Raw genomic sequence first — 25,696 nt, 5'->3', positions numbered from 1 at the left:
CGCAGATCAGCGTTGGTGCACGAGTTGGCCGGCAGCGTAGGTCTGCAACACCGTCCGATCATCCCCCAGGGTCATCAACACGAACAACGTCTCGGCAATGTTATTGGCCTGCTTCAAGCGATAGCTCAGCAGCGGCGTGGCGTTGTAGTCCAGCACCAGGAAGTCTGCATCGGTGCCCGGCTGCAACGTGCCGATCTTGTCTTCCAGGCGCAGCGCCCGCGCACCGCCCAGGGTGGCCAGGTATAGCGACTTGAACGGGCTCAACCGCGCGCCCTGCAGTTGCATGACCTTGTAGGCTTCGTTGAGGGTTTGCAGCAGTGAGAAGCTGGTGCCGCCGCCCACATCGGTGCCCAGGCCGACATTCAGCTTGTGTTTCTCGGCCATCGGCAAGTTGAACAGGCCGCTGCCGAGGAAGAGGTTCGAGGTCGGACAGAACGCCACCGCCGACCCCGTCTCCGCCAACCGTGCGCATTCGTCATCACACAGGTGCACGCCGTGGGCAAACACCGAGCGCTGGCCCAGCAGCTGGTAGTGGTCGTACACATCCAGATAGCCGTTGCGCTCCGGAAACAGCGCCTTAACCCACTCGACTTCCTGCTTGTTCTCACTGATGTGCGTCTGCATGTACAGGTCCGGGTATTCGCCCAGCAGTTGCCCGGCCAGCGCCAATTGCTCCGGCGTGCTGGTCGGCGCAAAACGCGGGGTGACCGCATAGTGCAGGCGGCCCTTACCGTGCCAGCGCTCGATCAGCGCCTTGCTTTGCTGGTAGCCGGATTCGGCGGTGTCGGTAAGGTAGTCCGGAGCGTTGCGGTCCATCATCACCTTGCCGGCGATCATGCGCAGGTCGAGTTTTTCCGCCGCCTCAAAGAATGCGTTCACCGATTGCGGATGCACGCTGCCGAACACCAGCGCGGTGGTGGTGCCGTTGCGCAGCAGTTCCTTGATGAAAATATCTGCGACTTCCTCGGCGTGGGCCTTGTCGGCGAACTGGCTTTCGCACGGGAAGGTGTAGGTGTTGAGCCAGTCCAGCAACTGCTCGCCATACGCGCCGACCATGCCGGTCTGCGGCAGGTGGATATGGGTGTCGATCAGGCCGGGGGTGATCAGCGCATCCTGGTAATGGGTGATGTCGATGTCGGCAGGCAAGCTCGGCAGCAGGTCGCCGGCATGGCCCACGGCGCTGATCCGGCCGTTTTCGATCACCAGCAGGCCGTCTTCGAAATACTCGTAGGAGGCTTCGATCCCAACTTCAGCGGGGTCGGCGATGCTGTGCAGGAGGGCGGCACGGTAGGCTTTGCGAGTCAAAGGCATGGTCGTCTCAATTGATAGCTTGGCTGCGGCGCGAGGCCGGCAGCAATTTGGCAATGGGTTCGGCGCTCGCGGTGTGCTGGCCGAAACTGGCGTTATAGGTGGCGATGATTTCGCCGGCGATGGAGATGGCGATCTCCACCGGCAACTTGCCCTTCACCTCGCTGAGGCCCATGGGGCAACGCATGCGTTGCAACTGTGCGGCGTCGAAGCCGCGATCACGCAGGCGGTGTTCGAACTTGACGCGTTTGGTCTTCGAGCCGATCAGGCCGAAGTAGGCAAAGTCATTGCGCTTGAGCAGGGCGGCGGTCAGTTCCAGATCCAGCGCGTGATTGTGTGTCATGACGATGCAGTAGCTGCCCACCGGCAGGTCGGCAATTTCGTCCACCGGCTCTTCGCTGATGATTTTACGCACGCCCTGGGGGGTATGTTCCGGAAACTCCTGCTCGCGGGAATCGATCCAGCGTACCCGGCACGGCAGGCTCGCCAGCAACGGCACCAGCGCGCGGCCGACATGGCCGGCACCGAATACCGCGATCTGCGCCTGCACCTGGCCCATGGGTTCGAACAGCAGCACGGTGACGCCCCCGCAGCACTGGCCCAGGCTGGCGCCGAGGCTGAAGCGCTCCAGATGGGTGTTCTGCTGGCCACGCACAAGCATGTCGCGGGCGATCTGCATGGCCTTGTATTCCAGGTGCCCACCGCCGATGGTGTCGAAGGTCTGCGTGGCACTGATCACCATCTTCGAACCGGCATTGCGCGGCGTGGAGCCGAGCTCTTCGATGATGGTCACCAGTACGCAGGGTTCTCCCCGGTTCTGCAGGTCGGCGAGGGCGCTGATCCAGTTGTTCATAGTCACCTCTTGTGGTGTCTGTCAGGCCGTCATCGGGAGCAAGTCGAATCGTCGCACCGCCCCTCCCACATGGGAATGCATTCCAAATGTGGGAGGGGCTTGCTCCCGATGGCAGCGCCTCGGTCTAGAGCGAAGCCATTTCAGCTTCAGGTTCGACAGCTGTCGCCGTCTGCAACTTGCGCATCTGCTCACACCCCCACAACACCCGCTCCGGTGTCGCCGGCGCATCGATCTTCGGCTGATGGCGATAATCAGCCAGGCTCGCCACCGCATCCTTGATCGCGCACCACGAGGCAATCCCGAGCATGAACGGTGGCTCACCCACGGCCTTGGAGTGGAACACCGTGTCTTCCGGGTTCTTGCGGTTTTCCACCAGCTTCACACGCAAATCCAAAGGCATGTCGGCCACCGCCGGGATCTTGTAGCTGGCCGGGCCGCAGGTCTCTAGCTTGCCCTTGGTGTTCCACACCAGCTCTTCCATGGTCAGCCAGCCCATGCCCTGGATAAAACCGCCTTCCACCTGGCCGATATCGATGGCCGGGTTCAGTGAGGCGCCCACATCGTGGAGGATGTCGGTGCGCAGCATCTTGTATTCGCCGGTCAGGGTGTCGACGATCACTTCGCAGCACGCCGCGCCGAAGGCGAAGTAGTAGAACGGCCGACCGCGGGCCTGGCTGCGGTCGTAGAAGATTTTCGGGGTCTTGTAGAAGCCGGTGCTCGACAGCGAGACCTGGGCGAAATACGCCTGTTGGATCAACGCCTCGAAGGTCAGGATCTGCTCGCGCACGCGCACATGACCGTTGTGGAACTCCACATCCGCTTCGCTCACGTCGTACTTGCGTGCGGCGAATTCCACCAGGCGTTGCTTGATGGTTTCGGCGGCGTTCTGGGCGGCCTTGCCGTTCAGGTCTGCACCGCTGGAGGCAGCGGTCGGCGAGGTGTTGGGCACTTTGTCGGTGTTGGTGGCGGTGATCTGCACGCGGTCGATGTCCACCTGGAACACTTCGGCCACCACTTGTGCGACCTTGGTGTTCAAGCCCTGGCCCATTTCGGTGCCGCCGTGGTTCAGGTGGATGCTGCCGTCGGTGTAGATATGGATCAGCGCACCGGCCTGGTTCAGGAAGCTCGCCGTGAATGAGATCCCGAATTTCACCGGGGTCAGCGCCAGGCCTTTTTTCAGGATCGGGCTGTGGGCGTTGTACAGGCGGATCGCTTCGCGGCGCTCGGCGTATTGGCTGCTGGCTTCAAGTTCGGCGGTCATTTCCTCGAGCATGTTGTGCTCGACGGTCTGGTAGTAGTGGGTGACGTTGCGCTCGGTCTTGCCGTAGTAATTGGCCTTGCGCACCGCCAACGGGTCCAGCGCCAGATGACGGGCGATGGCGTCCATCACTTCCTCGATGGCGACCATGCCTTGCGGGCCGCCGAAGCCGCGATAGGCGGTGTTGGACGCGGTGTTGGTCTTGCAGCGATGGCCGTTCACCGTGGCATCGCCCAGGTAGTACGCGTTGTCGGCATGGAACATGGCGCGGTCGACGATCGAGTTGGACAGGTCCGGCGAGCAGCCGCAGTTACCGGCCAGCTCCAGGTTGATGCCGTGCAGGCGACCGCTGTCGTCGAAGCCCACGTCGTATTCGATGTAGAAGGGGTGGCGCTTGCCGGTCATCAGCATGTCTTCGACGCGTGGCAGGCGCATCTTGGTCGGCTGGCCGGTGAGGCGCGCCACCACCGCGCACAGGCACGCCGGGCTCGCCGCCTGGGTTTCCTTGCCGCCGAAACCGCCGCCCATGCGGCGCATATCGACGACGATCTTGTTCATCGACACGCCCAGCACTTCGGCCACCAGCTTCTGCACTTCGGTGGGGTTCTGCGTGGAGCAATAGACGATCATGCCGCCGTCTTCGGTGGGCATTACCGAGGAAATCTGGGTTTCCAGGTAGAAGTGTTCCTGGCCGCCGATATGCAGGGTGCCCTGGAGGCGGTGCTTGGCGGTCGCCAGTGCGCCGGCCGAATCACCCCGTTGGTGGGTGTGGCTGTCGAGCACGAAATGCTTGTTGCGAAAGGCCTCGACCACATCCAGCACGGGCTCCAGGTCTTCATATTCGATCACGGCGGCCATCGCGGCCTTGCGTGCGGTGTCGAGGTCGCGGGCGGCCACGGCCAAAACCACCTGGCCGACGAACTGCACCGTGTCGATGGCCAGCAATGGGTCGCCGGGCAGCAGCGGGCCGATGTCTTTCAGGCCCGGCACGTCTTCGTGGGTGATGACGATACGCACACCGTCGAAGGCGTAGCAGGGCGCGGTGTCGATGCGGATGATCCGGGCGTGGGCGCGGTCGGACATGCGCGCATACAGGTGCAACTGGTTGGGGAATTCCAGGCGGTCATCGATGTACTGCGCTTCACCGGATACGTGCTTGGCGGCGCTGTCATGCTTGACGCTGCGGCCGACCCCGGAGGTCAGGTCCTGTGCAAACAGCGCGGCCAGTTCGGCCTGGGTTTTTTCCACGGCGTGATGGTTAGACATAAGCGGTCACCCGAGTCTCGATGTGCGGCGTTTGCAGTTCGATGAAGTATTTGCGCAGCAGGTTTCGGGCGCTGAGCAGGCGGTATTCCTTGCTGGCGCGGAAGTCCGACAGCGGGGTGAAATCCTCGGCGAGGGCAGCGCAGGCTTTTTCCACGGTGGCAGCGTTCCAAGTGGCGCCGATCAATACCGCCTCGCAGTGTTTTGCGCGTTTGGGCGTGGCGGCCATGCCGCCGAACGCGACGCGGGCATCACTGATCACACCGTTGTCGATCTTCAGGTTGAAGGCCGCGCACACGGCGGAAATATCGTCGTCCAGGCGCTTGGAAACCTTGTAGGCACGGAACAGCGCGTGGCCCTTGGGGACGATGATTTTCTCGATGAACTCGCTGTCCTGGCGCGCCGTCACGCGGTAGTCGATGAAGTAGTCTTCCAGCGCCAGGGTGCGGCGCACTTCGCCTTTGCACAGCACGATCTGCGCCCCCAGGGCGATCAACAGCGGCGGCGAATCGCCAATCGGCGAAGCGTTGCCGATATTGCCGCCGAGGGTGCCCTGGTTGCGGATTTGCAGGGAGGCGAAGCGGTGCAGCAGGTCGCCGAAATCCGGGTATTCGTGGTGCAGCGCGGTGTAGCAGTCGGAGAGGGCAGTGGCGGCGCCGATTTCCAGGCGGTCGTCGAAGTCCTCGATGCGTTTCATCTCTTCAATATTGCCGACATAGATCATCACCGGCAGGGTGCGGTGAAACTGGGTGACTTCCAGCGCCAGGTCGGTGCCGCCGGCCAGCAGGCGGGCTTGCGGGTAGGCGTCGTAGAGGTCGGCCAGGTCGGCAACGGTGAGGGGCACCAGGCAGCGTTTGTCGCCGCTGTTGAGTTCACCGGTTTGGGTCGGCGCGATGGCTTTGAGGCGGGCGATGGTTTCGGCCTGGCGGTTGTCGAACTGGTCTACCGGTTTGTTGCAGCAGGCCTGTTCGGCGGCGGCCAGGATCGGCCGATAGCCGGTGCAGCGGCACAGGTTGCCGGCCAGGGCTTCGTGGGCCTTCTGGCTGTCGGGGGCGTCGCTGTTCTTTTGCAGGGCGAACAACGACATCACAAACCCGGGGGTGCAAAAGCCGCATTGCGAACCGTGGCACTCCACCATCGCCTGTTGCACGCTGTGCAGTTGGCCCTGGTGCTTGAGGTCTTCGACGCTGATCAGTTGCTTGCCGTGCAGCGACGATACAAATGTCAGGCAGGAATTGAGGCTGCGATAACGGATGTGCTCCACGCCCTGAGGGTCGGTGTGCAACTCGCCGACCACCACCGTGCACGCACCGCAGTCGCCGCTGGCGCAGCCTTCCTTGGTACCGGGTTTGCCCACATGCTCGCGCAGATAGTTGAGCACGGTCAGGTTGGGGTCCAGGGCGTGCTCGCTACGGAGTTCCTGGTTAAGTAAAAACTGGATCACGGAAGGCCTCGCAGACTCATTATTGTTGTTAACCGCTTTGCGCCGAATCTAGTCATGTCTGACTTTTCGGTCAATGATTTTCTGACCAGAAGGTCAGGAAAATGCGATCACAACACTTTCAATTATGGTTCAGTCTTCTGAAACCGGCGTTTTTGGGGGCGTGTGGGTGTTCAGCGTTGCTTATTTCATGCCAAATTCGCCACGGTGGGCGTAGCGCCATCAGCGGGCCAATGCGCTACACTGCCGCGCTTGTACCGATAGACGATTTTGAAGGGAAAACATGACGTTCAAGGCGCCGGACAGTCTCGCCGAGCAAATCGCTCACCACCTCGCCGAACGTATCATTCGCGGCGATCTCAAGCCTGGAGAGCGGATCCAGGAACAGAAAGTCACGCTGGCGCTCAATGTCAGCCGTGGCTCCGTGCGTGAAGCTTTACTGATCCTCGAACGCCGCCACCTGATCGCGATCCTGCCGCGCCGTGGCGCCCATGTGACCGAGCTCACGGCGCACAAGGTTCAGAGCCTGTGCACGCTGATGAGTGAGCTGTATATCCTGCTTGGCAATGCGGTCGCCCAGGGCTGGCAGACCCAGGCCGACATGGCGCCGTTCGTCCAGATCCAGCAGCGCCTGGTGAGCAATTTCGAGCGCCAGGACATCCGCGCCTTTGTCGAAGAATGCTTCAATGTGATGCGCGCCGCGTACCCCTTCGCCAACAACCCGTATTTGCAGGAAACCGTCGAGAACCTGCAGCCGGCGATGAACCGTGCCTATTACCTGGCCCTGGATCAGCGCAAGGCGTCCATGAGCGAGTACCTGGCGCTGTTCGAGCAACTGCTCGCCGCCGTACTCGCCCGTGACCTGGAGCAAATCCGCCAGGTGCTGTCGGCCTACTGCCAGCGCAGCAGCTCGCTGGTCATCGCTGCGTTGGCGGACGCCTAAACGTGCGGCTCAAGTGCATCAAACTGGCGGGGTTCAAATCCTTCGTCGACCCGACCACGGTGAACTTCCCCAGTAACATGGCGGCAGTGGTCGGGCCCAATGGCTGCGGCAAGTCGAACATCATCGACGCCGTGCGCTGGGTGATGGGCGAGAGCTCGGCAAAAAACCTGCGTGGCGAGTCGATGACCGACGTCATCTTCAACGGCTCCACCAGCCGCAAGCCGGTGAGCCAGGCCAGCATCGAACTGGTGTTCGACAACTCCGACGGCACCCTGATCGGCGAGTACGCGGCCTACGCGGAAATCTCGATCCGCCGCAAAGTGACGCGCGACAGCCAGAACAGTTACTTCCTCAACGGCACCAAGTGCCGGCGCCGCGACATTACCGACATTTTCCTCGGTACCGGCCTGGGCCCGCGCAGCTATTCGATCATCGAACAGGGCATGATCTCCAAGCTGATCGAAGCCAAGCCCGAAGACCTGCGCAACTTTATCGAAGAAGCGGCCGGCATCTCCAAGTACAAGGAGCGCCGCCGCGAGACCGAAAACCGTATCCGCCGCACCCATGAAAACCTCGCCCGCCTCACCGACCTGCGCGAAGAGCTGGAGCGCCAGTTGGAGCGCCTACACCGCCAGGCCCAGGCGGCCGAAAAGTATCAGGAATACAAGGGCGAAGAGCGCCAGCTCAAGGCGCAACTGTCGGCCCTGCGCTGGCAGGCGTTGAACGATCAGGTGGGCCAGCGCGAAGCGATCATCGGCACCCAGGAAATCAGCTTTGAAGCGCTGGTGGCCGAGCAGCGCAATGCCGACGCCGCCATCGAGCGCCTGCGCGACGGGCACCATGACTTGTCCGAGCGCTTCAATCTGGTGCAGGGCCGCTTCTATTCGGTGGGCGGTGATATTGCCCGCGTCGAGCAAAGCATCCAGCACGGCCAGCAGCGCCTGCGTCAGTTGCAGGATGACTTGAAGGAAGCGGAACGCGCGCGCCTGGAAACCGAATCGCACCTGGGCCACGACCGCACCTTGCTGCTGACGTTGGGCGAAGAGCTGGACATGCTCACCCCCGAGCAGGAAATCACCAACGCCGCCGCCGAAGAGGCCGCCGCTGCGCTGGAAGAATCCGAAACCACCATGCACGGCTGGCAGGAGCAGTGGGACGCCTTCAACCTGCAATCCGCCGAACCGCGGCGCCAGGCCGAGGTGCAGCAGTCGCGCATCCAGCAACTGGAAACCAGCATGGAACGCCTGGCCGAGCGCCAGCGTCGCCTGCAGGAAGAGCGCGTGCTGCTTGCCGCCGACCCGGAAGACGCGGCGATCATGGAGCTCAGCGAGCAACTGGCCGAAAGCGAAATGACGCTGGAAGAGCTGGAAGCCAGCGAAGAACAACAAGTGGAGCGCCTGGAGCAATTGCGTCAGCAACTGCAACAGGCGACCCAGGCCCAGCAGCAGGCCCAGGGCGATTTGCAGCGGCTTAACGGCCGCCTGGCTTCCCTTGAAGCCTTGCAGCAAGCGGCATTGGACCCAGGCACCGGCACCGCCGAATGGCTGCGTGACCAGCACCTGGCCGAGCGTCCGCGCTTGGCCGAAGGCTTGAAAGTTGAAGCCGGTTGGGAACTGGCGGTAGAGACCGTTCTAGGCGCCGACCTGCAAGCCGTACTGGTGGATGATTTTGGCGGCTTCGACCTGGCCGGTTTTGCCCAGGGCGATCTGCGTTTGCTCAGCCCCGCCGCTGATGGCACGCGAGTGCCGGGCAGCCTGCTGGACAAGGTCGAAGCGGCGATTGACCTGTCGCCGTGGCTGGGCCAGGTCAAGCCGGTGGAGTCCCTGGAACAGGCCTTGGCCCAGCGCGGTCAACTGGCGGGCGGCGAAAGCCTGATCAGCCGCGACGGATACTGGGTCGGCCGCCACTTCCTGCGGGTGCGCCGCGCCAGTGAAGCGGAAAGCGGTGTTCTGGCCCGAGGCCAGGAAATCGTCAACCTGATCGCCGAGCGTGAAGAGCGCGAAGCCACCCTGGAAAGCCTCGAAACCGAACTGCAAACCCTGCGCGCCACCCAGCGCCAGCAAGAGACCGGCCGCGAGCACCTGCGGCGCCTGTTGCAGGACGAAGCGCGCCAGCAAGGCGAATTGAAAGCCCAGCTTTCCGCGAGCAAAGCCAAGGCCGAGCAACTGACCCTGCGCCGCACCCGCCTCGACGAAGAAGTGGCCGAGATGGGCGAGCAGCGCGCCCTGGAACACGAACAGATCGGCGAAGCGCGCCTGCAGTTGCAGGAGGCCCTCGACAGCATGGCCCTGGACACCGAGCAGCGTGAATTGCTGCTGGCCCAGCGTGACAGCTTGCGCGAACGCCTCGACCGCGTGCGCCAGGAAGCCCGCCAGCACAAGGACCACGCCCATCAGTTGGCCGTGCGCCTGGGTTCGCTCAAGGCCCAGCACGCGTCCACGGCCCAGGCCCTTGAACGCCTGGAGATGCAGTCCGAACGCCTGACCGAAAAGCGCGAGCAACTGAGCCTCAACCTGGAGGAGGGCGAAGCGCCGCTGGAAGAGTTGCGCCTCAAGCTTGAAGAGTTGCTCGACAAGCGCATGACCGTCGACGAAGAACTCAAGACCGCGCAGATCGCCCTGGAAGACGCCGACCGCGAACTGCGCGACGCAGAAAAACGTCGGACCCAGGCCGAGCAGCAATCCCAGCTGATTCGCGGCCAGCTCGAACAACAGCGCATGGAATGGCAAGCCCTGACCGTGCGCCGCAAGGCCCTGCAAGACCAATTGCTCGAAGACGGCTACGATTTGCATGGCGTGCTCAATACCTTGACCGCCCAGGCCAACGAGAAAGAAGCCGAGGAAGAACTTGAACGGATTGCCGCACGTATCCAGCGACTGGGCGCGATCAACCTCGCGGCCATCGATGAATACCAGCAGCAGTCCGAGCGCAAACTTTATCTGGATGCCCAGGACGCCGACCTGGTGGAAGCCCTGGACACCCTGGAAAACGTGATCCGCAAGATCGACAAGGAAACCCGCAACCGCTTCAAAGATACCTTTGATCAGATTAATGGCGGTTTACAGGCGTTATTCCCGAAAGTTTTCGGTGGTGGCAGCGCTTACTTGGAACTGACGGGCGAAGATCTACTCGATACAGGGGTAACGATCATGGCGCGGCCTCCGGGCAAGAAGAACAGCACCATCCATTTGTTGTCCGGCGGCGAAAAAGCCCTGACCGCGTTGGCCCTGGTGTTTGCCATCTTCAAGTTGAACCCGGCGCCGTTCTGCATGCTCGATGAAGTTGACGCGCCATTGGATGACGCTAACGTTGGACGCTATGCGCGACTGGTCAAGGAGATGTCCCAGACGGTGCAGTTCATCTATATCACCCACAACAAGATCGCCATGGAAATGGCTGATCAGTTGATGGGGGTGACAATGCACGAGCCGGGCTGCTCGCGGTTGGTCGCGGTGGATGTGGAAGAAGCGATGGCGATGGTGGAATCTTGAGTTGGGCCATGAGAGAAAGTTTTCAGCGCGATGTCAGGTGATTTACCGGCCTGGTGAAAGTGGCAAATGGACATATTTGTTCAAGGCATTTTGACAGACGGTGTAAAGTTATCTTTGGTCGTGCTAGTTTAATGTCAATTTTTCGTGTGCGTGGGCAAAACGTCAGTCAGAACATAGAGTTGGCGCCACGTTTTAAAGCGGTTTGCACGGTGCTAAACCCCTTATTTTTCAGCATTTTTTATTAGAGGCACGGGATTACATGGAAATCGGTCTGCGCGAGTGGCTGATCGTCATCGGCATTATTGTCATTGCCGGTATTCTTTTTGATGGCTGGCGCCGCATGCGCGGTGGCAAGGGCAAGCTCAAATTCCGTCTGGACCGCAACCTGTCCAACTTGCCCGACGACGACGGCAGCGCCGAGCTGCTGGGGCCGCCCCGTGTGCTGGATACCCATAAGGAACCGCAACTGGACGAGCATGACCTGCCGTCGATGAGTGCACCGGTGCGTGAAGCCCGCGAGCCCTCTTCCAAGCGTGGCAAGCGCGCCAGTGCAGCTGTTGCCGAACCCCATCAGGGTGACCTGAACCTCGATGTCGATGAAGGCCCGAGCTTCAGCAGCCGTGATGACGATTTCCCGGATGAAAACGCCGGCAAGAATGCGCCGCGTCAATCCGTCAACGATCAGCCTGCCGCCGAAGAAGTGCTGGTGATCAGCGTGATCTGCCGCGACGCCGCCGGCTTCAAGGGCCCGGCCCTGTTGCAGAACATCCTCGAAAGCGGCCTGCGCTTTGGCGAGATGGATATTTTCCACCGCCACGAAAGCATGGCCGGCAACGGCGAAGTGCTGTTCTCCATGGCCAACGCGGTCAAGCCAGGCACTTTCGACCTGGACGACATCGACCTGTTCAGCACCCCTGCGGTGAGCTTCTTCCTCGGCCTGCCGGGCCCGCGTCACCCGAAACAAGCCTTCGACGTGATGGTGGCCGCTGCCCGCAAGCTGTCCCAGGAACTCAACGGCGAGCTCAAGGACGACCAACGCAGCGTCCTGACCGCCCAGACCATCGAACACTACCGTCAGCGCATCGTCGAGTTCGAGCGTCGCGCCCTGACACAGAAACGCTGAGGATTGGTTTCCAGCGTTGTCATTAGAATAAGCGCACCAACATTTGAGCAGCTTCGGCTGCTCTTTTGCTTTATGAGAGAACACCCATGACCGCCGCCCACACCCGCATCCTCGAACTGCGCGCTGAACTGGATCAGCACAACTACCGTTACCACGTGCTCGACGAGCCGAGCATTCCGGACGCCGAGTACGACCGCCTGTTCCACGAGCTCAAGGCCCTGGAGGCCGAGCATCCGGAGCTGGTGACGCGTGATTCACCGACGCAGCGGGTCGGCAGTGCGGCATTGTCAGCCTTTACCCAGGTGCGTCACGAGATCCCCATGCTCAGCCTGGGCAATGCGTTTGATGAAACCACCATGCTGGAATTTGATCGCCGGGTCACCGAGGGGCTCGACCTGCCCGTGGGCGATCTGTTCGGCGGTGGCGCGGCGGTGGAATACAGCTGTGAGCCGAAGCTGGATGGCCTGGCGGTCAGCCTGCTTTACCAGGATGGCGAATTGGTACGCGGCGCCACCCGCGGCGACGGCACCACCGGCGAAGACATCAGCGTCAACGTGCGCACCGTGCGCAATATCCCGTTGAAACTGCACGGCAGCGGCTGGCCGGCGACCCTGGAAGTGCGCGGCGAAGTGTTCATGTCCAAGGCCGGTTTCGAGCGGCTCAACGCCTCGCAACTGGAAGTCGGCGGCAAGACCTTCGCCAACCCGCGTAATGCGGCGGCGGGCAGCTTGCGTCAGCTGGATTCGAAGATCACCGCCAGCCGTCCGCTGGAGTTCTGCTGCTACGGCATCGGCCAGGTGACCGGGGATATCAGCGACACCCATATCGGTAACTTGAAGCAACTGCAGAAGTGGGGCATGCCTATCAGTCATGAGCTGAAACTGGCCAAGGGCATCCAGGAGTGCTTGGACTATTACCGCGATATCGGCGAGCGTCGTAACAGCCTGCCCTATGAAATCGACGGTGTGGTGTTCAAGGTCAACAGCATCGCCTCCCAGCGTGAACTGGGCTTTCGCGCCCGCGAACCGCGCTGGGCCATCGCGCACAAATTCCCGGCCATGGAAGAACTCACCGAGTTGCTCGACGTGGAGTTCCAGGTCGGCCGCACCGGCGCCGTGACGCCGGTGGCGCGCTTGAAACCGGTCAAGGTCGCGGGCGTCACCGTGTCCAACGCCACCCTGCACAACATGGATGAAGTTGCGCGCCTGGGCCTGATGATCGGCGACACCGTGATCATCAGGCGTGCCGGGGATGTGATCCCGCAGGTCGTCTCCGTGGTCACCGAGCGCCGCCCGGAACACGCCCGCGCGGTGCAGATCCCCGAAAGCTGCCCGGTGTGCGGTTCCCATGTGGAGCGCACGCAACTGGTCAAGCGCAGCAAGGGCAAGGAAACCGTCAGCGAAGGCGCGGTGTACCGCTGCGTCGGGCGCCTGGCCTGTGGTGCCCAGCTCAAGCAGGCGATTATCCATTTCGTCTCGCGCCGGGCCATGGACATCGACGGGCTCGGTGACAAAACCATCGAGCAACTGGTGGATGAAAAACTCATCGGTTCGCCGGCCGACCTCTACAAGCTCAAATACGAGCAGATCATCGACCTGGAAGGCTTCGCCGATATTTCCAGCAAGAAGCTGATCACCGCCATCGAAAACAGCAAGACCCCGACCCTGGCACGCTTTATCTATGCCCTGGGCATTCCCGATGTGGGCGAAGAGACGGCCAAGGTGCTGGCGCGCTCCCTGGCGTCCCTTGAGCGTGTGCAGAAGGCCTTGCCGGAAGTGTTGACGTACCTGCCGGATGTGGGCCTGGAAGTGGCCCATGAGATCCACAGCTTCTTCGAAGACAGCCACAACCAGGAAGTGATCGGCGCGTTGCTGTCGCCTGATGAATGCGGCCTGCAATTGCAGGATCAGGGCGAGCTGAGCGCCGAGTTCGCCGCCAGTACCACCTTGGGCGGTTTCCTCGACAAGCTGCACGTACCCTCCGTCGGCCCCGGCGCCGCGCAGAAACTTGCGGACAAGTTCGGCAGCCTGGAAGGCGTGATCAAGGCGGACTGGCTCGACATGCGTCAGGCGCTGCCGGAGAAGCAGGCCAAGGCTGTGCGCGACTTCTTTGATAACCCGGACAACGCCAGCCATGCCCTGGCCATCGAGCAGCAGCTCAAGGACTTCGGGATGCACTGGCAGAGCGAGAAGAAGGTGGTCGAAGGCCTGCCCGAGGCAGGGCATACCTGGGTGCTTACCGGCTCCCTGGAGCTGATGAGTCGCGACGTTGCCAAGGATAAGCTCGAAAGCCTCGGCGCCAAAGTGGCCGGTTCCGTGTCGGCCAAGACCCATTGCGTCGTGGCCGGGCCGGGTGCCGGCTCCAAGTTGGCCAAGGCCAGCGAACTGGGGTTGAAGGTGCTGGACGAAGAGGCCTTTGTCGCGTTCCTTGCCAAACACAACATTTCGGTCTGACGCGACGCCGGTGGTGAGCGGGCTTGTCGAATCGTCGCACCGCCCGCGCCGGGCTGCGAAGCCGCCCTTGAAGAAAGTGGAACGATCCTGAGTCCCAGATGATCTAGTCTCAGTCACCCAGGGAGAGATCGCCATGTTCCGCTACTTCGAGCAACTCAGTTCGCGCATCGCTGCACCGTTCATGGCCGAAACCTCGCGCAACGGCAAGGTGTGGCAGTGTCGGTGCGGGCAAGCGCTGTTCTTTCGCAACAGCCAATGCCTGGCGTGCCACGCGCTGCTGGGTTATCAGCCGCAGCAAAGCCGCTTGTCTTCCCTGCAGCCGGGGCCGGTGGACGGCACTTGGCTACAGGACGACAACCTCGATGCCGACGCCTTCCGCCGCTGTGCCAATCTCGACACCGCGGCGGCCTGCAACTGGCTGATTCCCGCCCACAGCACCGCACCGCTGTGCGTGGCGTGCAGCCTCAACCGCACCATCCCCGACCTGTCGATCCCGGAGAACCCTGAGCGCTGGCGCAAGGTGGAGACCGCCAAGCGTCGGCTGGTGGCGCAGTTGATCAGCCTGGGCCTGCAAGTGGTGCCCAAGAGCGTCGACGAGGACGGCGGCCTGGCGTTCGACTTCGTCGGCATCGACCTGGAAGGCAACGCGCCCATGACCGGGCATGCCAACGGCCTGATCACCCTAGACATCAAGGAAGCCGACGACGCCCACCGCGAAAAAATCCGCGTGCAGATGCGCGAACCCTACCGCACCTTGCTGGGCCACTTTCGCCATGAGGTCGGTCACTATTACTGGGATCGCCTGATCGCCAACAGCCACTGGCTGGAGCCTTTTCGCAGCCTGTTCGGCGACGAACGCGCCAGTTACGCCGACGCCCTCGATCAGCACTACCAGAACGGCCCACGCCCCGACTGGCAGCAGACCTGCGTCAGTGCCTACGCCACCATGCACCCCTGGGAAGACTGGGCCGAAACCTGGGCCCACTACCTGCACATGATGGACGCCGTCGACACCGCCCTGGGCTTTGGCATGAGCGCCCGTGAGATGGACCTGGATTACCAGCCATTCCCCCTCACCACCCTCTACGACCCCGAACATCCGGGCGGCGTGGCGTTCCTGTCCTTCGTCAACGCCTGGATCGAACTGGCGGGCATGCTCAATGAACTGTCCCGCGCCATGGGCCAGCCGGACTTCTACCCATTCGTGCTGCCACCGGCGGTGATTGCCAAGCTGCACTTCATCCACCTGGTGATCCAGGAAGAGGGTGGCCGGGCGGACGAGGTGTTGCAGGCACAATGATGAACCCCTGTGGGAGGGGATGCTGACGGCCATGGCAAGTGCTTGAACCCCTTCATATTTTTAATCCGTCGCCAACGGTTGTAACTTCCGATGAGATCGGTACAATGGCCCCGCTTGCCGAGAGGCCAGCGTCGTTATGGTGACCCCATCGGTCCCCCCGCAACGATTACCCGTGAACCTGGTCAGAGCCGGAAGGCAGCAGCCACAGCGGGAACATTGTGTGCCGGGGTGTGGCTGGTGGGGTTGCCTCCATAACGCTCTTCCTTGCAGTCCCCCTTCGATTCAAATCCAAATGACCTGTTTTCAGTCAACTGCCGATGTTTTATTGCGCGGTCGATGATGGTTGTTTCACAACTTTCCAACACCCCTCTGGACAACCCCAAACCGCCTTGTTAGTTTCCGCCGGCCACTTGTTACAGAGTATGACGAGGGCGCCGACTTGATATTGAAGTGCCATCACTTCTTTAACTAACAAGGATGTCTTTGATGAAAAGCCTGCAAGGGTTACCCCGTCTTATCAGTGCTTCGGTAGGTGCGCCGGGTAAAGCCCGCAACTTGCCCGCCGATGTGCAGTGCATCCAGTATTTATTCAATCTGATCATTCCCAAGATGGGTTTCCCGCTGGCCGAAAACGGCAAGTGCGATGGCCAGTTGGTGCAGTGCATCAGCCAATACCAGTTTCGCCACCTCAAGTATGCCCATCCCGATGGTGTGGTCGACCCCACCGGTCGTACGTTCAACAGCCTGATCGAAGAGGCGGTGAAGGTGCCGGTGAAGGCCTTCCCGACGATGCGCATCCCGAGTTTTCTCAATGCATTCGGCAACAACCAGGGCGATGCCGTGCAGGCCACGGTCAATGTGTACCTGGACCGCATGCGCGCGATGATCGAGGCCGAGCGGCGTAACCGGCAATTGATGCTCCAGGCCACGTGCGACGGGGGCATGACCCTCAGCGAAACGGACTTCCAGAATGCTGCCACGCAATTGGGCAGCGGTATTTCGGTGAATATCATCAAGGCCTTCGCCACCGTGGAATCAGGTGGGCGTTCCGGGTTCGGGCCGGCCAAGTTGCCGGTGATCGCGTTTGAAGGGCACTTGTTTCGCAAGTACACCAAGCACATCTACGACCAGGCGCACCCGCTGCTGTCCTACCCCTACAAGAAAAAGGCCGGGCCGCAGTGGCAGGCCAATAACAAGGACCAGATCAAGGCTTGGGAAACCATGGCCACCGCGTTTGCCCTGGACCAGGAAGCGGCACTCATGTCGGCGTCGTGGGGCATGTTCCAGATCATGGGCTTCAACTACGCGTCGTGCGGTTACAAGACGGTGTTTGAGTTCGCCGCAGCATTAAAGGTAAATGCCGGCAACCAACTAAAAGCCTTCCTCGGTTTTTGCAGCAAGAGCCCGGCATTGATGAAGGCCATGAAAGCCAAGGATTTTACCGGCATGGCACGTAACTATAACGGCGAGGACTACGGCAACTACGACGTCCTTATGCAAAAAGCCTACGAAAAACTTGAAGGGAAAAAATAGGATGATCCGTTTTCTAGCGATAGGTGTGTTGTCGTTGTGCGCCGTGGGCCCTGCCTTGGCCGGTTCGGCCGCGTTGCATTCGGGCAAGTACGAAGGGCTGATGCTGGCGGTGACGCCGGAGCATCAGGTCGAAGGGTTCTATTCGGAAGCCATGGGCGAGGGCGTCACCCGCCGTTGCGCGTTTTACCTGCAAGGCAAGCCTGAGGCGCTCACCACGTGGCTTGACGAGGCTCATCCCGGCAGCCTGGCGCCTTCGTCCGATGGCGTGACCCTGACGGTGGAAGAGGGCCGCCAGCACCCCGGCTGCCTGAATGTGCTGATGCCGGAGATTGCCACCGGCCTGGACCTGACCCAGACCGCCAGCAAACAATGGATCGGCCTGGTGACGGTGTCTGCCGACAAGGCTTACCTGCTCAAGGCCCCAGGCGCCAAGGCCGCCAAGCGTCCGTATATCGTCAAGCGCGATGTGGTCGGTGTGCTGGCCTTCAAGGACGGTTGGGCCCAGGTCGAGTTCATCAATGCCGACGACCGCTCGTTCAGTGGCTGGATCAGCCAGGATCAGTACACACGGTTGGCCGCTCCGGAAAGCTGATTGCGCAGACGCTTGAAATCGAAAGGTGGGAGGGCGCAAGTCCGTTCCACCTTTTTTGTGTGTCAGCCAAAAGTTTCGCGCAGTAGCTCGGCAAACGCATCCCGGGCCAGATGCCGCTGGGTGTCCTTGTGCCAGAACAGCAGGTTATCCACGGCCGCCAGCTCTTCAAATCGATAAGAGGCCAGCTGGTTGGCCTGCTCATAGCGGGCCAGGATCCCCTCCGGCGCCAACGCCACGCCAATCCCCGCGCTGACGCAGCCGATGATCGTGCCCCAACTGGCATAACTGGCGATGGCCGGCTTGAAGTCATGGGGCTTGACCCAGTTTTCCAGGGCTGCGCGATAGGGGCAACCGGGTGGCCATACCAGCAGGGTGCGGCCGGCGAGGTCCTCGGCGCCACTGATGGGGGCGCTGGACGCACTGGCGATCAGCACCAGGCGCTCGCTGTAGACCACGCTGTGTTCGAGCTTGGTGCGTTTGTTGCCGGCGGCCACCAGCGCCACATCCAGGCGGTGGTGTTGCAGGTCGTCGAGCAACGGGCCCCAGGCGCCGGTCACCAGTTCCAGGCTGACATCGGGGTAGCGCCGGTGATACTCCGCCAGCAGGGGCGGCAAACGCCCGCTGGCGCTGGACTCCACCGCGCCGATACGCAAGGTGCCACGGGGAATGGCATTGGCGTCCACGGCGCGTTTGGACTCATCCACCAGCGCCAGGATGCGCTCGCAGTAATCCAGGAAAATCTCACCGGCGGCACTGATGGCCAGTCCACGTCCGGCGCGGATGAATAGCGGTGTGCCCAGCTCGCCTTCCAGTTGCTTGATGCGCGTGGTGATGTTGGACGGTACGCAATGCAGCAGCACGGCCGCCTGGGCCACGCTGCCGGTTTGTGCCACGGCTCGCACCATTTTCAGTTGGGCCAGTTCCATTGCTCAGTTCCAGTGATTGCAGAAGTCAGAAACGGTTAATTGTCCTGCGCCTTGCCCGGGCCAAGACTGACGGCACTCCTTCCCGGTTTCTGGACGCCGTCGATGAATACCCCTTCACCCGTAAAGCTTACGCTAGTCATCGCCAGCGTCATCCTGTGTTGGGCCTATTCGCCGATTGGCGTGCACATGGGGCTGCACAGCTACAGTCCCGGCCAATTGGCGTTGTTAAGGTTTTTGATTGCCTCGCTGTTCATGGGCGGTGTGGCACTGGTGATGGGCATCGGTCGGCCGCGCCTGCTGGATGTTCCGTGGTTGCTGGTGCTGGGGTTCTTCGGCGTGTTCCTGCATCACACTGCGATCAATTACGGACAGCAATGGGTAACGGCAGCGGCGTCCAGCGTCCTGGCGCAGTCGGCGCCGTTGTTCAGTGTGCTGATCGCGTTTTTCTGCCTGAAGGAGCGGGTCAGTGCCTGGCGCTGGGGCTGCGTCTTGCTGGGGCTGCTCGGCGTGCTGGTGGTGATCTGGGGGGATCAGGGGCTGGGTGAGATCGACCCGCGTGGTTTGTTGATCCTGCTGGCGGCGGTGTCGTGGAGCGTGTACTTCGCCCTGCAGAAACACTATGCCCACCGCTACAGTCCGCTGACCATGGCGTGTTACATGGTGTGGGCGGGCACGCTGATGCTGTGTGTGAACCTGCCGGGCCTGCCGGCTGCAGTGGTGCAGGCGCCGTTGGCGGAGAACGTGGCGGTGCTGGTGCTCGGCATTTTCCCCAGCGCCTTGGCGTATCTGGCCTGGGGGTATGTGTTGAAGCATGTGGAGGTCAGTCGCGCGTCGGTGGCGATGTACCTGATCCCGCCGGTGGCAATGGTGATGGCCGCGACGTTGCTGGGCGAACACATTGCCGTGCAGGTAATGCTGGGCGCTGTGATCGTGCTGGCCAGCGTGGCGGCCATCAGCCTGGAGGTGCGCTGGCGATCAGTCGTTCAGGCAGAAGACGCGCAAGCGGTGGCCGTCGAGGTCCTGGGCGACGAAGGTATAACCGAAGTCCATGGGCGTCGGTGACTGGAGGATGATGGCGCCCCGTTCTACCCATTGGTCGTGCAACGCGTCCACGGCGGCGGTGTCGGGCAGCGAGAAGCCCACTTCACCGCCACCGCCTGTGAACCGGGCTGCCGGCTCGACGGTATGACGCGACCACAGCCCGAGCTTTACCCCGTTGTCCAGAATGAACAGGGCAAAGGTCGGGTTCAATTCGACCGGCGGCTTGCCCAGCAGGCGGCTGTAGAAATTGGCACTGGTGGCCGGGCTGTCGACGTACAGCAGGAAGTAATGGGCGAGGGTGTTCATGTGGGCTCCTTGAGAACGGGCGTGGTGTGGCGCCGAGTCTATAAGGAGTGCCTGTCAGTTTTTGTCAGGAGCGTGCAGGGGGACCGGGTCTTCGCCAGTGTATAGCTTGATGATGTCGTCGATTTCGCCAGACATTTTCATCCGCAGCAAAGTGCGCAGGATCTTTTGGGCCGGCACGTCGGGATCGTTGCGCACGATGCAGCCGAGGTTTTGCTCCTCAATCAGCGCAACTTTGTGCAAGCGCTGGCTGATTGGCATTTTCTGGTTAAAACGGTCGACGATCCATTCGTTACTCACCGCGTAGTTGAATCGCCCCGCCACCAGCTTGTGCAGCACCTGTTCTTCGCTGCGTGCATCGTCGCGGGTGAGTTGGCCGTTGGCAAACAGTGGATCGAGGGCGCCATAGCGATAGTTGAGCACCGTGCCGATCGGCTGGGGTGTCAGCTTGAGCACCTGCACCGGCTGGTTGCGCACACTGACCAGCACATTGCGCTGCACCATTAAAGGCAAGCTCCAGATGTAGTCGCCGGACAGGTTGTCGACCCACGCCTGGGTGACATAACAGCGCACATCAATATCCCCGTGGCCCATGGCTGTGGCGATACGGGCGCGGGCCAGCACGTGGAATTCCGCCGGCTGGCCAACCTGGGTGGCCAGGCTCAACATCAAATCATACAAAATCCCCTGTGTAGGCCGGCCGTTCTCCACCTGCACCATAGGCATCGCCCAACTGTCGGAAACCGAGAAACGCAGCGGTGCAGGCGCCGCCAGGCAAGCCGTGGTCATCATCCATAAAGCGCCCAGGACTACGCGCATACACTCTCCGGGTTCAGGCCTTTTCGGGGCCAGTCAGCAGAGCTTAGTCAGATTAGGCGAGCGTGCCGGATGCAATTTCCCCCTTGCTCCGCTAGCATTACCCGCTTCCGCTTCCCAGTTGCGACGGTTTTCGATGAGTTATCAGGTTCTTGCACGTAAATGGCGTCCGCGCTCGTTCCGCGAAATGGTCGGCCAGACCCATGTGCTCAAGGCTCTGATCAATGCCTTGGACAGCCAGCGGCTGCACCACGCCTACCTGTTCACCGGTACCCGGGGAGTGGGCAAGACCACCATTGCGCGCATCATCGCCAAATGCCTGAACTGTGAAACCGGTATCACCTCGACGCCCTGCGGCACCTGCTCGGTGTGCCGCGAGATCGACGAAGGGCGTTTCGTCGACCTGATCGAGATCGACGCCGCGAGCCGCACCAAGGTCGAAGACACCCGCGAGCTGCTCGACAATGTGCAGTACGCGCCCAGCCGTGGCCGCTTCAAGGTCTACCTGATCGACGAAGTGCACATGCTCTCCAGCCATTCCTTCAACGCCTTGTTGAAAACCCTGGAAGAGCCGCCGCCCTACGTCAAATTCATCCTGGCCACCACCGACCCGCAGAAACTGCCTGCAACGATCCTGTCGCGGTGCCTGCAGTTCTCCCTGAAAAACATGACCCCCGAGCGCGTGGTTGAGCATTTGACCCACGTGCTGGGCGTCGAGAACGTACCGTTCGAAGACGACGCACTGTGGCTGCTGGGCCGCGCCGCCGATGGCTCGATGCGCGATGCCATGAGCCTCACCGACCAGGCCATTGCCTTTGGTGAAGGCAAGGTCATGGCCGCCGATGTGCGCGCCATGCTCGGCACCCTGGACCACGGCCAGGTGTTCGACGTGCTGCACGCGCTGATCGAGGGCGATGCCAAGGCGTTGCTCGAAGCCGTGCGCCACCTGTCGGAGCAAGGCCCGGACTGGAACGGCGTGCTTTCGGAAATCCTCAATGTGCTGCACCGCGTCGCCATCGCCCAGGCGTTGCCGGAAGGTGTCGACAATGGCCATGGCGACCGCGACCGCGTGTTGGCCCTGGCCCAGGCGTTGCCGGCCGAAGACGTGCAGTTCTACTACCAGATGGGCCTGATCGGTCGTCGCGACCTGCCTTTGGCGCCCGACCCGCGCGGAGGCTTCGAGATGGTCCTGCTGCGGATGCTGGCCTTCCGACCTGCCGATTCGGCGGACGCACCGAGACAGCCGCTAAAGCCAGTGGGGATCAGCCAGGCCACAGTTGATTCCGCCAAACCAGTGGCTGGCGCGGCGGTGGTCGCGCCAGTGGTTGCTGCCCCCGTCGCACCGGTGCCTGATCCGGCAGCGGTGGTGGCGGCAGCGGTGGTTGAGCCGGAACCGGTTATCGAGCCCGAGCCTGTGGTCGACCTGCCCTGGAATGACCCGGTAGACGCTGAGGTCGAGGTCGAACAGCAGCCCTATGTCGAGCCGGTACTGGAAACCGCTGGCGAGCAGCCTGAGCTGACGCCGATGCCTGCGCCGACGCCGGACAGCGTGGTACCGGCCGCTCCCGAGTGGGTGTCGGCCCCGGTTCCCGAGCCGACTGTGGCCCAGGTCGAAGCCGCAACCCCGGGCATCGACCTCGACGACGAACCGCCGCTGGACGAAGACTACATCGAGCCGGACATGGATTCGGCCTACAGCTACCTGGACGATCTGGCCAGCGAGCACACCGCCGAGCCGGCCCCGGAACCCGAGGTGGAGCCCGCTGCGGCACCGGCCACCGGCCTGGCCCTGCAATGGCTGGAGCTGTTCCCGAAACTGCCGATTTCCGGCATGACCGGCAGCATCGCCGCCAACTGCACCCTGATCGCCATCGACGGCGACCACTGGCTGTTGCACCTGGACCCGGCCCACAGCGCCCTGTTCAACGCGACCCAACAGCGGCGCCTCAACGATGCCCTGAACCAGTACCATGGGCGCACGCTGACCATCGCCATCGAGTTGATCAAGCCCGAGCAGGAAACCCCGGCCCAGGCCGCGACCCGCCGGCGTATCAACCGCCAGCGCGAGGCTGAGGACTCGATCCACGGCGATCCGCTCATCCAGCAAATGATGCAGCAGTTCGGGGCGGTCGTTCGTCAAGATACAATTGAACCTGTCGAAGCCCCGGTGCCCCAGGCGTCCTGACACCGGGCTATTAATTGATCCACGTACTTTTGAGGTGATTCCCATGATGAAAGGTGGCATGGCCGGCCTGATGAAGCAGGCGCAGCAGATGCAGGAAAAGATGGCCAAGATGCAGGAAGAGCTGGCCAACGCCGAAGTCACCGGTAAAGCCGGTGGCGATATGGTCAGCGTGGTGATGACCGGTCGTCACGACATCAAGCGCGTGAGCATCGACCCAAGCGTATTGCCAGGCGTGGGCGAAGATGACCTGGAAATGCTCGAGGCGTTGTTCGCCGCGGCCGTCAACGACGCCGTGCGCAAGATCGAAGCCAACAGCCAGGACAAAATGTCCGGCGTGACCGCCGGCATGCAACTGCCACCAGGCATGAAGCTGCCGTTCTGATCGCCAGGCTTTAGCTAGACTCCAATGCCAGGCCTCGTGCCTGGCATTTTTGTTTGTGCCAATCCAATCGAACCCTGGCGCGGCACCCATGGTCTGCACCCTATACCGATAGATTCGATCAAGGAGCCCCTTCATGCCTCACGAACCTACTTTGAACCAGCGCATTGTCCTGGTCTCACGCCCCCAAGGCGCCCCCACCCCGGAAAACTTCCGCCTGGAACGGGTGACTTTGCCGGAGTTGGCAGACGGCCAGGTCCTGCTGAAGACGCTCTACCTCTCCCTCGACCCTTATATGCGCGGGCGCATGAGCGACGCACCGTCCTACGCCGCTCCGGTGGAAATCGACGAGGTAATGACCGGTGGGGCTGTCAGCCGTGTCGAGCAATCGCGTAATCCAAAATTCGAGGTGGGTGATCTGGTCGTCGGCGCCACCGGTTGGCAGAGCCACAGCATTTCCGACGGCCGCAACCTGATTCCGGTGCCCAATGGCCTGGCCAGCCCGTCCATGGCCTTGGGGGTGCTGGGCATGCCGGGCATGACCGCCTACATGGGCCTGATGGACATCGGCCAGCCGAAAGCCGGAGAAACCCTGGTGGTGGCGGCTGCCTCCGGCGCGGTGGGTTCGGTGGTCGGCCAGGTGGCCAAGCTCAAGGGCCTGCGGGTGGTCGGGATTGCGGGCGGTGCCGACAAGTGCCGCTACGTGGTGGACGAATTGGGTTTTGATGCCTGCATCGACCACAAGAGCGCAACGTTTGCCGACGACTTGGCCCAGGCCTGCTTCAAGGGCGTGGACATTTATTTCGAAAACGTCGGTGGCAAGGTGTTCGACGCCGTGCTGCCGTTGCTCAACCCCAAGGCGCGCATCCCCCTGTGCGGGTTGATCGCCGGCTATAACGCCCATGAAGCGCCCAGCGGGCCTGACCGTTTGCCGGCGCTGCAACGCACGTTGTTGACCAAGCGTGTACGGATCCAGGGCTTTATCGTGTTTGACGACTATGGTGATCGCCAGCCGGAGTTCCTCAGCGCCATGGCACCGTGGGTACGCGACGGCAAGATCAAGTTCCGCGAAGACGTGGTCGAGGGCCTGGAGCAGGCGCCCGAAGCCTTTATCGGTTTGCTGGAAGGGCGCAACTTCGGCAAGTTGGTGGTACGGGTCGCGCAGGATTGAGCATTTGACGCTAATCCGAGGCGCGGGTATAAACCGCGTCTCGTTGTTTTGTCGGACCACTCGCCCATGAGCTTCAGCCCCCTGATTCGCCAACTGATCGACGCCCTGCGCACGTTGCCGGGTGTCGGCCAGAAAACCGCCCAACGCATGGCGCTGCAACTGCTGGAGCGGGATCGCAGCGGCGGTACCCGGTTGGCCCAGGCCCTGAGCCAGGCCATGACCGGGGTGGGCCACTGCCGCCAGTGCCGGACCCTCACCGAAGAAGAACTCTGCCCGCAATGCGCCGACCCGCGCCGCGACGACACGCTGTTGTGCGTGGTGGAAGGGCCGATGGATGTGTACGCGGTGGAGCAGACCGGTTATCGCGGGCGCTACTTCGTGCTCAAGGGCCATCTCTCGCCGCTCGATGGCCTGGGGCCGGAGGCCATCGGCATTCCGCAGCTGGTGGCGCGTATCGAGGAGCAGGGCACCTTTACCGAGGTGATCCTGGCCACCAACCCGACCGTGGAAGGTGAGGCCACCGCGCATTACATCGCCCAACTGCTGAGCAACAAAGGCCTGGTCACTTCACGCATCGCCCATGGCGTGCCGCTGGGGGGCGAGTTGGAGTTGGTGGACGGCGGCACGTTGGCGCATTCGTTCGCCGGTCGTAAACCGATCGCGCTCTGACGATCAGCGCAGGATCAAATGTGGGAGGGGCAGGGCGGCGATTCCACTTGCCCCTGATAGCGTCAGTTCGCGCAGCCGTTACCGCTCGGTCAGGGCAAAGCGGGTCAGGCAAAACGTCGGGATGCCCATGTCTTCCAGGCGTTGCGAGCCGCCCAGTTCCGGCAGGTCAATGATCGCCGCCGCTTCAAAGATCTTCGCCCCCATGCGTCGCACCAGGTTGGCCGCCGCGATCAAGGTACCGCCCGTGGCGATCAGGTCATCGAACATCAGCACCGAATCACCTTCGCACAGACTGTCGGCATGCACTTCGAGGAAGGCCTCGCCGTATTCGGTCTGGTAGCCCTCGGACAGCACGTCAGCCGGCAGCTTGCCCTGCTTACGGAACAGGATCAGCGGCTTGTTCAGTTGGTAGGCGATGATCGAGCCGATCAGGAAGCCGCGCGCATCCATCGCGCCGATATGGCTGAAATCGGCCTCGACATAGCGATGGGCAAAGGTGTCAGCCACCAGGCGCAGGGCCTTGGGCGATTGGAACAGCGGTGTGATGTCACGAAAGATCACCCCAGGCTTGGGGAAGTCGATGACGGGGCGGATCAGGGATTTGATGTCGAACGAATCGAAAGTCATCGTCGAAGAGTCCTGGGCGGA

General features: G+C 62.1%; 20 protein-coding genes and 1 other RNA gene. 13 read left to right on the top strand and 8 right to left on the bottom strand.

All coding sequences use genetic code 11. The features are described 5' to 3' along the window. Nucleotides 1-6 precede the first annotated feature (6 nt). The 4 genes from guaD to xdhA all read right to left on the bottom strand — a co-directional run bounded on the left by guaD (nt 7) and on the right by xdhA (nt 6,126). Nucleotides 7-1,311 carry a guanine deaminase gene (guaD, locus tag BB029_RS21195; protein WP_065940666.1) on the bottom strand — a complete coding sequence of 435 codons (1,305 nt, stop codon included), beginning with the start codon at nt 1,309-1,311 and terminating at the stop codon, nt 7-9. Nucleotides 1,312-1,318: 7 nt separating this feature from the next. Continuing rightward, nucleotides 1,319-2,161, bottom strand: a complete 843-nt coding sequence (xdhC, locus tag BB029_RS21190) for a xanthine dehydrogenase accessory protein XdhC (RefSeq protein WP_065940665.1) — start codon at nt 2,159-2,161, stop codon at nt 1,319-1,321. A gap of 124 nt (nt 2,162-2,285) precedes the next feature. Further along, complete coding sequence (xdhB, locus tag BB029_RS21185; RefSeq protein ID WP_065940664.1) at nt 2,286-4,685, bottom strand: xanthine dehydrogenase molybdopterin binding subunit; 2,400 nt, start codon at nt 4,683-4,685, stop codon at nt 2,286-2,288. Continuing rightward, the gene (xdhA, locus tag BB029_RS21180; RefSeq protein WP_065940663.1) at nt 4,678-6,126 is read right to left on the bottom strand and encodes a xanthine dehydrogenase small subunit; all 1,449 of its coding nucleotides are present in this window, start codon (nt 6,124-6,126) and stop codon (nt 4,678-4,680) included. The genes xdhB and xdhA overlap by 8 nt, the downstream gene beginning before the upstream one ends. A gap of 280 nt (nt 6,127-6,406) precedes the next feature. Between xdhA and BB029_RS21175 the strand changes: the two genes are divergently transcribed. The 8 genes from BB029_RS21175 to BB029_RS21140 all read left to right on the top strand — a co-directional run bounded on the left by BB029_RS21175 (nt 6,407) and on the right by BB029_RS21140 (nt 17,558). Next, a complete protein-coding gene (locus tag BB029_RS21175) occupies nt 6,407-7,066 on the top strand; it encodes a GntR family transcriptional regulator (RefSeq protein WP_027603706.1) in 660 nt (219 codons plus the stop codon). Between the two features lie 2 nt (nt 7,067-7,068). After that, complete coding sequence (gene smc / locus BB029_RS21170) at nt 7,069-10,557, top strand: chromosome segregation protein SMC (RefSeq protein WP_065940662.1); 3,489 nt, start codon at nt 7,069-7,071, stop codon at nt 10,555-10,557. Between the two features lie 259 nt (nt 10,558-10,816). Beyond that, entirely contained in the window at nt 10,817-11,680 is an 864-nt protein-coding gene (gene zipA / locus BB029_RS21165; protein ID WP_027603708.1) for a cell division protein ZipA, read from the top strand. Between the two features lie 86 nt (nt 11,681-11,766). Next, the gene (gene ligA, locus BB029_RS21160) at nt 11,767-14,133 is read left to right on the top strand and encodes an NAD-dependent DNA ligase LigA (RefSeq protein ID WP_065940661.1); all 2,367 of its coding nucleotides are present in this window, start codon (nt 11,767-11,769) and stop codon (nt 14,131-14,133) included. A gap of 133 nt (nt 14,134-14,266) precedes the next feature. Beyond that, nucleotides 14,267-15,433 carry a putative zinc-binding metallopeptidase gene (locus BB029_RS21155; protein ID WP_065940660.1) on the top strand — a complete coding sequence of 389 codons (1,167 nt, stop codon included), beginning with the start codon at nt 14,267-14,269 and terminating at the stop codon, nt 15,431-15,433. Between the two features lie 146 nt (nt 15,434-15,579). Next, nucleotides 15,580-15,676, top strand: an RNA gene (gene ffs, locus BB029_RS21150) — signal recognition particle sRNA small type. Nucleotides 15,677-15,919: 243 nt separating this feature from the next. Next, the gene (locus BB029_RS21145) at nt 15,920-16,966 is read left to right on the top strand and encodes an N-acetylmuramidase family protein (RefSeq protein ID WP_065940659.1); all 1,047 of its coding nucleotides are present in this window, start codon (nt 15,920-15,922) and stop codon (nt 16,964-16,966) included. A gap of 1 nt (nt 16,967) precedes the next feature. Next, nucleotides 16,968-17,558, top strand: coding sequence for a hypothetical protein (locus tag BB029_RS21140; RefSeq protein ID WP_065940658.1), 591 nt, complete (start codon nt 16,968-16,970; stop codon nt 17,556-17,558). Nucleotides 17,559-17,620: 62 nt separating this feature from the next. Here the strand turns inward: BB029_RS21140 and BB029_RS21135 are convergent, their stop codons facing one another. Then, nucleotides 17,621-18,484, bottom strand: coding sequence for a LysR family transcriptional regulator (locus tag BB029_RS21135; protein WP_065940657.1), 864 nt, complete (start codon nt 18,482-18,484; stop codon nt 17,621-17,623). A gap of 102 nt (nt 18,485-18,586) precedes the next feature. Between BB029_RS21135 and BB029_RS21130 the strand changes: the two genes are divergently transcribed. After that, complete coding sequence (locus BB029_RS21130) at nt 18,587-19,546, top strand: DMT family transporter (protein WP_065940656.1); 960 nt, start codon at nt 18,587-18,589, stop codon at nt 19,544-19,546. Here the strand turns inward: BB029_RS21130 and BB029_RS21125 are convergent. Further along, nucleotides 19,460-19,831: a VOC family protein gene (locus BB029_RS21125; protein WP_065940655.1), complete on the bottom strand. Its 372-nt coding sequence runs from the start codon at nt 19,829-19,831 to the stop codon at nt 19,460-19,462. The genes BB029_RS21130 and BB029_RS21125 overlap by 87 nt on opposite strands. Nucleotides 19,832-19,885: 54 nt before the next feature. After that, nucleotides 19,886-20,647 carry an ABC transporter substrate-binding protein gene (locus tag BB029_RS21120; RefSeq protein ID WP_027603717.1) on the bottom strand — a complete coding sequence of 254 codons (762 nt, stop codon included), beginning with the start codon at nt 20,645-20,647 and terminating at the stop codon, nt 19,886-19,888. A gap of 133 nt (nt 20,648-20,780) precedes the next feature. On the opposite strand from BB029_RS21120, the gene dnaX reads away from it, so the two are divergent. The 4 genes from dnaX (at nt 20,781) to recR (ending at nt 25,048) form a co-directional block, all read left to right on the top strand. Then, on the top strand, nt 20,781-22,829 hold the full coding sequence (gene dnaX / locus BB029_RS21115) for a DNA polymerase III subunit gamma/tau (protein WP_065940654.1): 2,049 nt from the start codon (nt 20,781-20,783) through the stop codon (nt 22,827-22,829). A gap of 43 nt (nt 22,830-22,872) precedes the next feature. Then, the gene (locus BB029_RS21110) at nt 22,873-23,211 is read left to right on the top strand and encodes a YbaB/EbfC family nucleoid-associated protein (RefSeq protein WP_003193199.1); all 339 of its coding nucleotides are present in this window, start codon (nt 22,873-22,875) and stop codon (nt 23,209-23,211) included. Between the two features lie 133 nt (nt 23,212-23,344). Next, a complete protein-coding gene (locus BB029_RS21105; protein WP_065940653.1) occupies nt 23,345-24,379 on the top strand; it encodes an NADP-dependent oxidoreductase in 1,035 nt (344 codons plus the stop codon). A 66-nt stretch (nt 24,380-24,445) separates the two neighbouring features. Beyond that, nucleotides 24,446-25,048, top strand: a complete 603-nt coding sequence (gene recR, locus BB029_RS21100) for a recombination mediator RecR (protein ID WP_027603720.1) — start codon at nt 24,446-24,448, stop codon at nt 25,046-25,048. 78 nt (nt 25,049-25,126) lie between these two features. Here the strand turns inward: recR and BB029_RS21095 are convergent, their stop codons facing one another. After that, nucleotides 25,127-25,675, bottom strand: a complete 549-nt coding sequence (locus BB029_RS21095; RefSeq protein ID WP_027603721.1) for an adenine phosphoribosyltransferase — start codon at nt 25,673-25,675, stop codon at nt 25,127-25,129. Nucleotides 25,676-25,696 lie beyond the last annotated feature (21 nt).

This window comes from Pseudomonas sp. S3E12, from assembly GCF_001702295.1.
Classification (GTDB): domain Bacteria; phylum Pseudomonadota; class Gammaproteobacteria; order Pseudomonadales; family Pseudomonadaceae; genus Aquipseudomonas; species Aquipseudomonas marginalis.
The sequence above is the reverse complement of the archived record's forward strand: the minus strand, read 5'-3'. Positions and strand labels throughout refer to the sequence as shown.

Excerpts from the sequence above, each read along its gene's own strand:
- BB029_RS21155 (WP_065940660.1), top strand. The coding sequence starts at position 14,267 with ATGTTCCGCTACTTCGAGCAACTCAGTTCGCGCATCGCTGCACCGTTC.
- recR (WP_027603720.1), top strand. The coding sequence starts at position 24,446 with ATGAGCTTCAGCCCCCTGATTCGCCAACTGATCGACGCCCTGCGCACG.
- ligA (WP_065940661.1), top strand. The coding sequence starts at position 11,767 with ATGACCGCCGCCCACACCCGCATCCTCGAACTGCGCGCTGAACTGGAT.
- BB029_RS21175 (WP_027603706.1), top strand. The coding sequence starts at position 6,407 with ATGACGTTCAAGGCGCCGGACAGTCTCGCCGAGCAAATCGCTCACCAC.
- BB029_RS21120 (WP_027603717.1), bottom strand. The coding sequence starts at position 20,647 with ATGCGCGTAGTCCTGGGCGCTTTATGGATGATGACCACGGCTTGCCTG.
- BB029_RS21135 (WP_065940657.1), bottom strand. The coding sequence starts at position 18,484 with ATGGAACTGGCCCAACTGAAAATGGTGCGAGCCGTGGCACAAACCGGC.
- BB029_RS21125 (WP_065940655.1), bottom strand. The coding sequence starts at position 19,831 with ATGAACACCCTCGCCCATTACTTCCTGCTGTACGTCGACAGCCCGGCC.
- dnaX (WP_065940654.1), top strand. The coding sequence starts at position 20,781 with ATGAGTTATCAGGTTCTTGCACGTAAATGGCGTCCGCGCTCGTTCCGC.
- BB029_RS21095 (WP_027603721.1), bottom strand. The coding sequence starts at position 25,675 with ATGACTTTCGATTCGTTCGACATCAAATCCCTGATCCGCCCCGTCATC.
- BB029_RS21145 (WP_065940659.1), top strand. The coding sequence starts at position 15,920 with ATGAAAAGCCTGCAAGGGTTACCCCGTCTTATCAGTGCTTCGGTAGGT.
- BB029_RS21130 (WP_065940656.1), top strand. The coding sequence starts at position 18,587 with ATGAATACCCCTTCACCCGTAAAGCTTACGCTAGTCATCGCCAGCGTC.
- zipA (WP_027603708.1), top strand. The coding sequence starts at position 10,817 with ATGGAAATCGGTCTGCGCGAGTGGCTGATCGTCATCGGCATTATTGTC.
- BB029_RS21140 (WP_065940658.1), top strand. The coding sequence starts at position 16,968 with ATGATCCGTTTTCTAGCGATAGGTGTGTTGTCGTTGTGCGCCGTGGGC.
- BB029_RS21105 (WP_065940653.1), top strand. The coding sequence starts at position 23,345 with ATGCCTCACGAACCTACTTTGAACCAGCGCATTGTCCTGGTCTCACGC.
- BB029_RS21110 (WP_003193199.1), top strand. The coding sequence starts at position 22,873 with ATGATGAAAGGTGGCATGGCCGGCCTGATGAAGCAGGCGCAGCAGATG.
- xdhB (WP_065940664.1), bottom strand. The coding sequence starts at position 4,685 with ATGTCTAACCATCACGCCGTGGAAAAAACCCAGGCCGAACTGGCCGCG.
- guaD (WP_065940666.1), bottom strand. The coding sequence starts at position 1,311 with ATGCCTTTGACTCGCAAAGCCTACCGTGCCGCCCTCCTGCACAGCATC.
- xdhC (WP_065940665.1), bottom strand. The coding sequence starts at position 2,161 with ATGAACAACTGGATCAGCGCCCTCGCCGACCTGCAGAACCGGGGAGAA.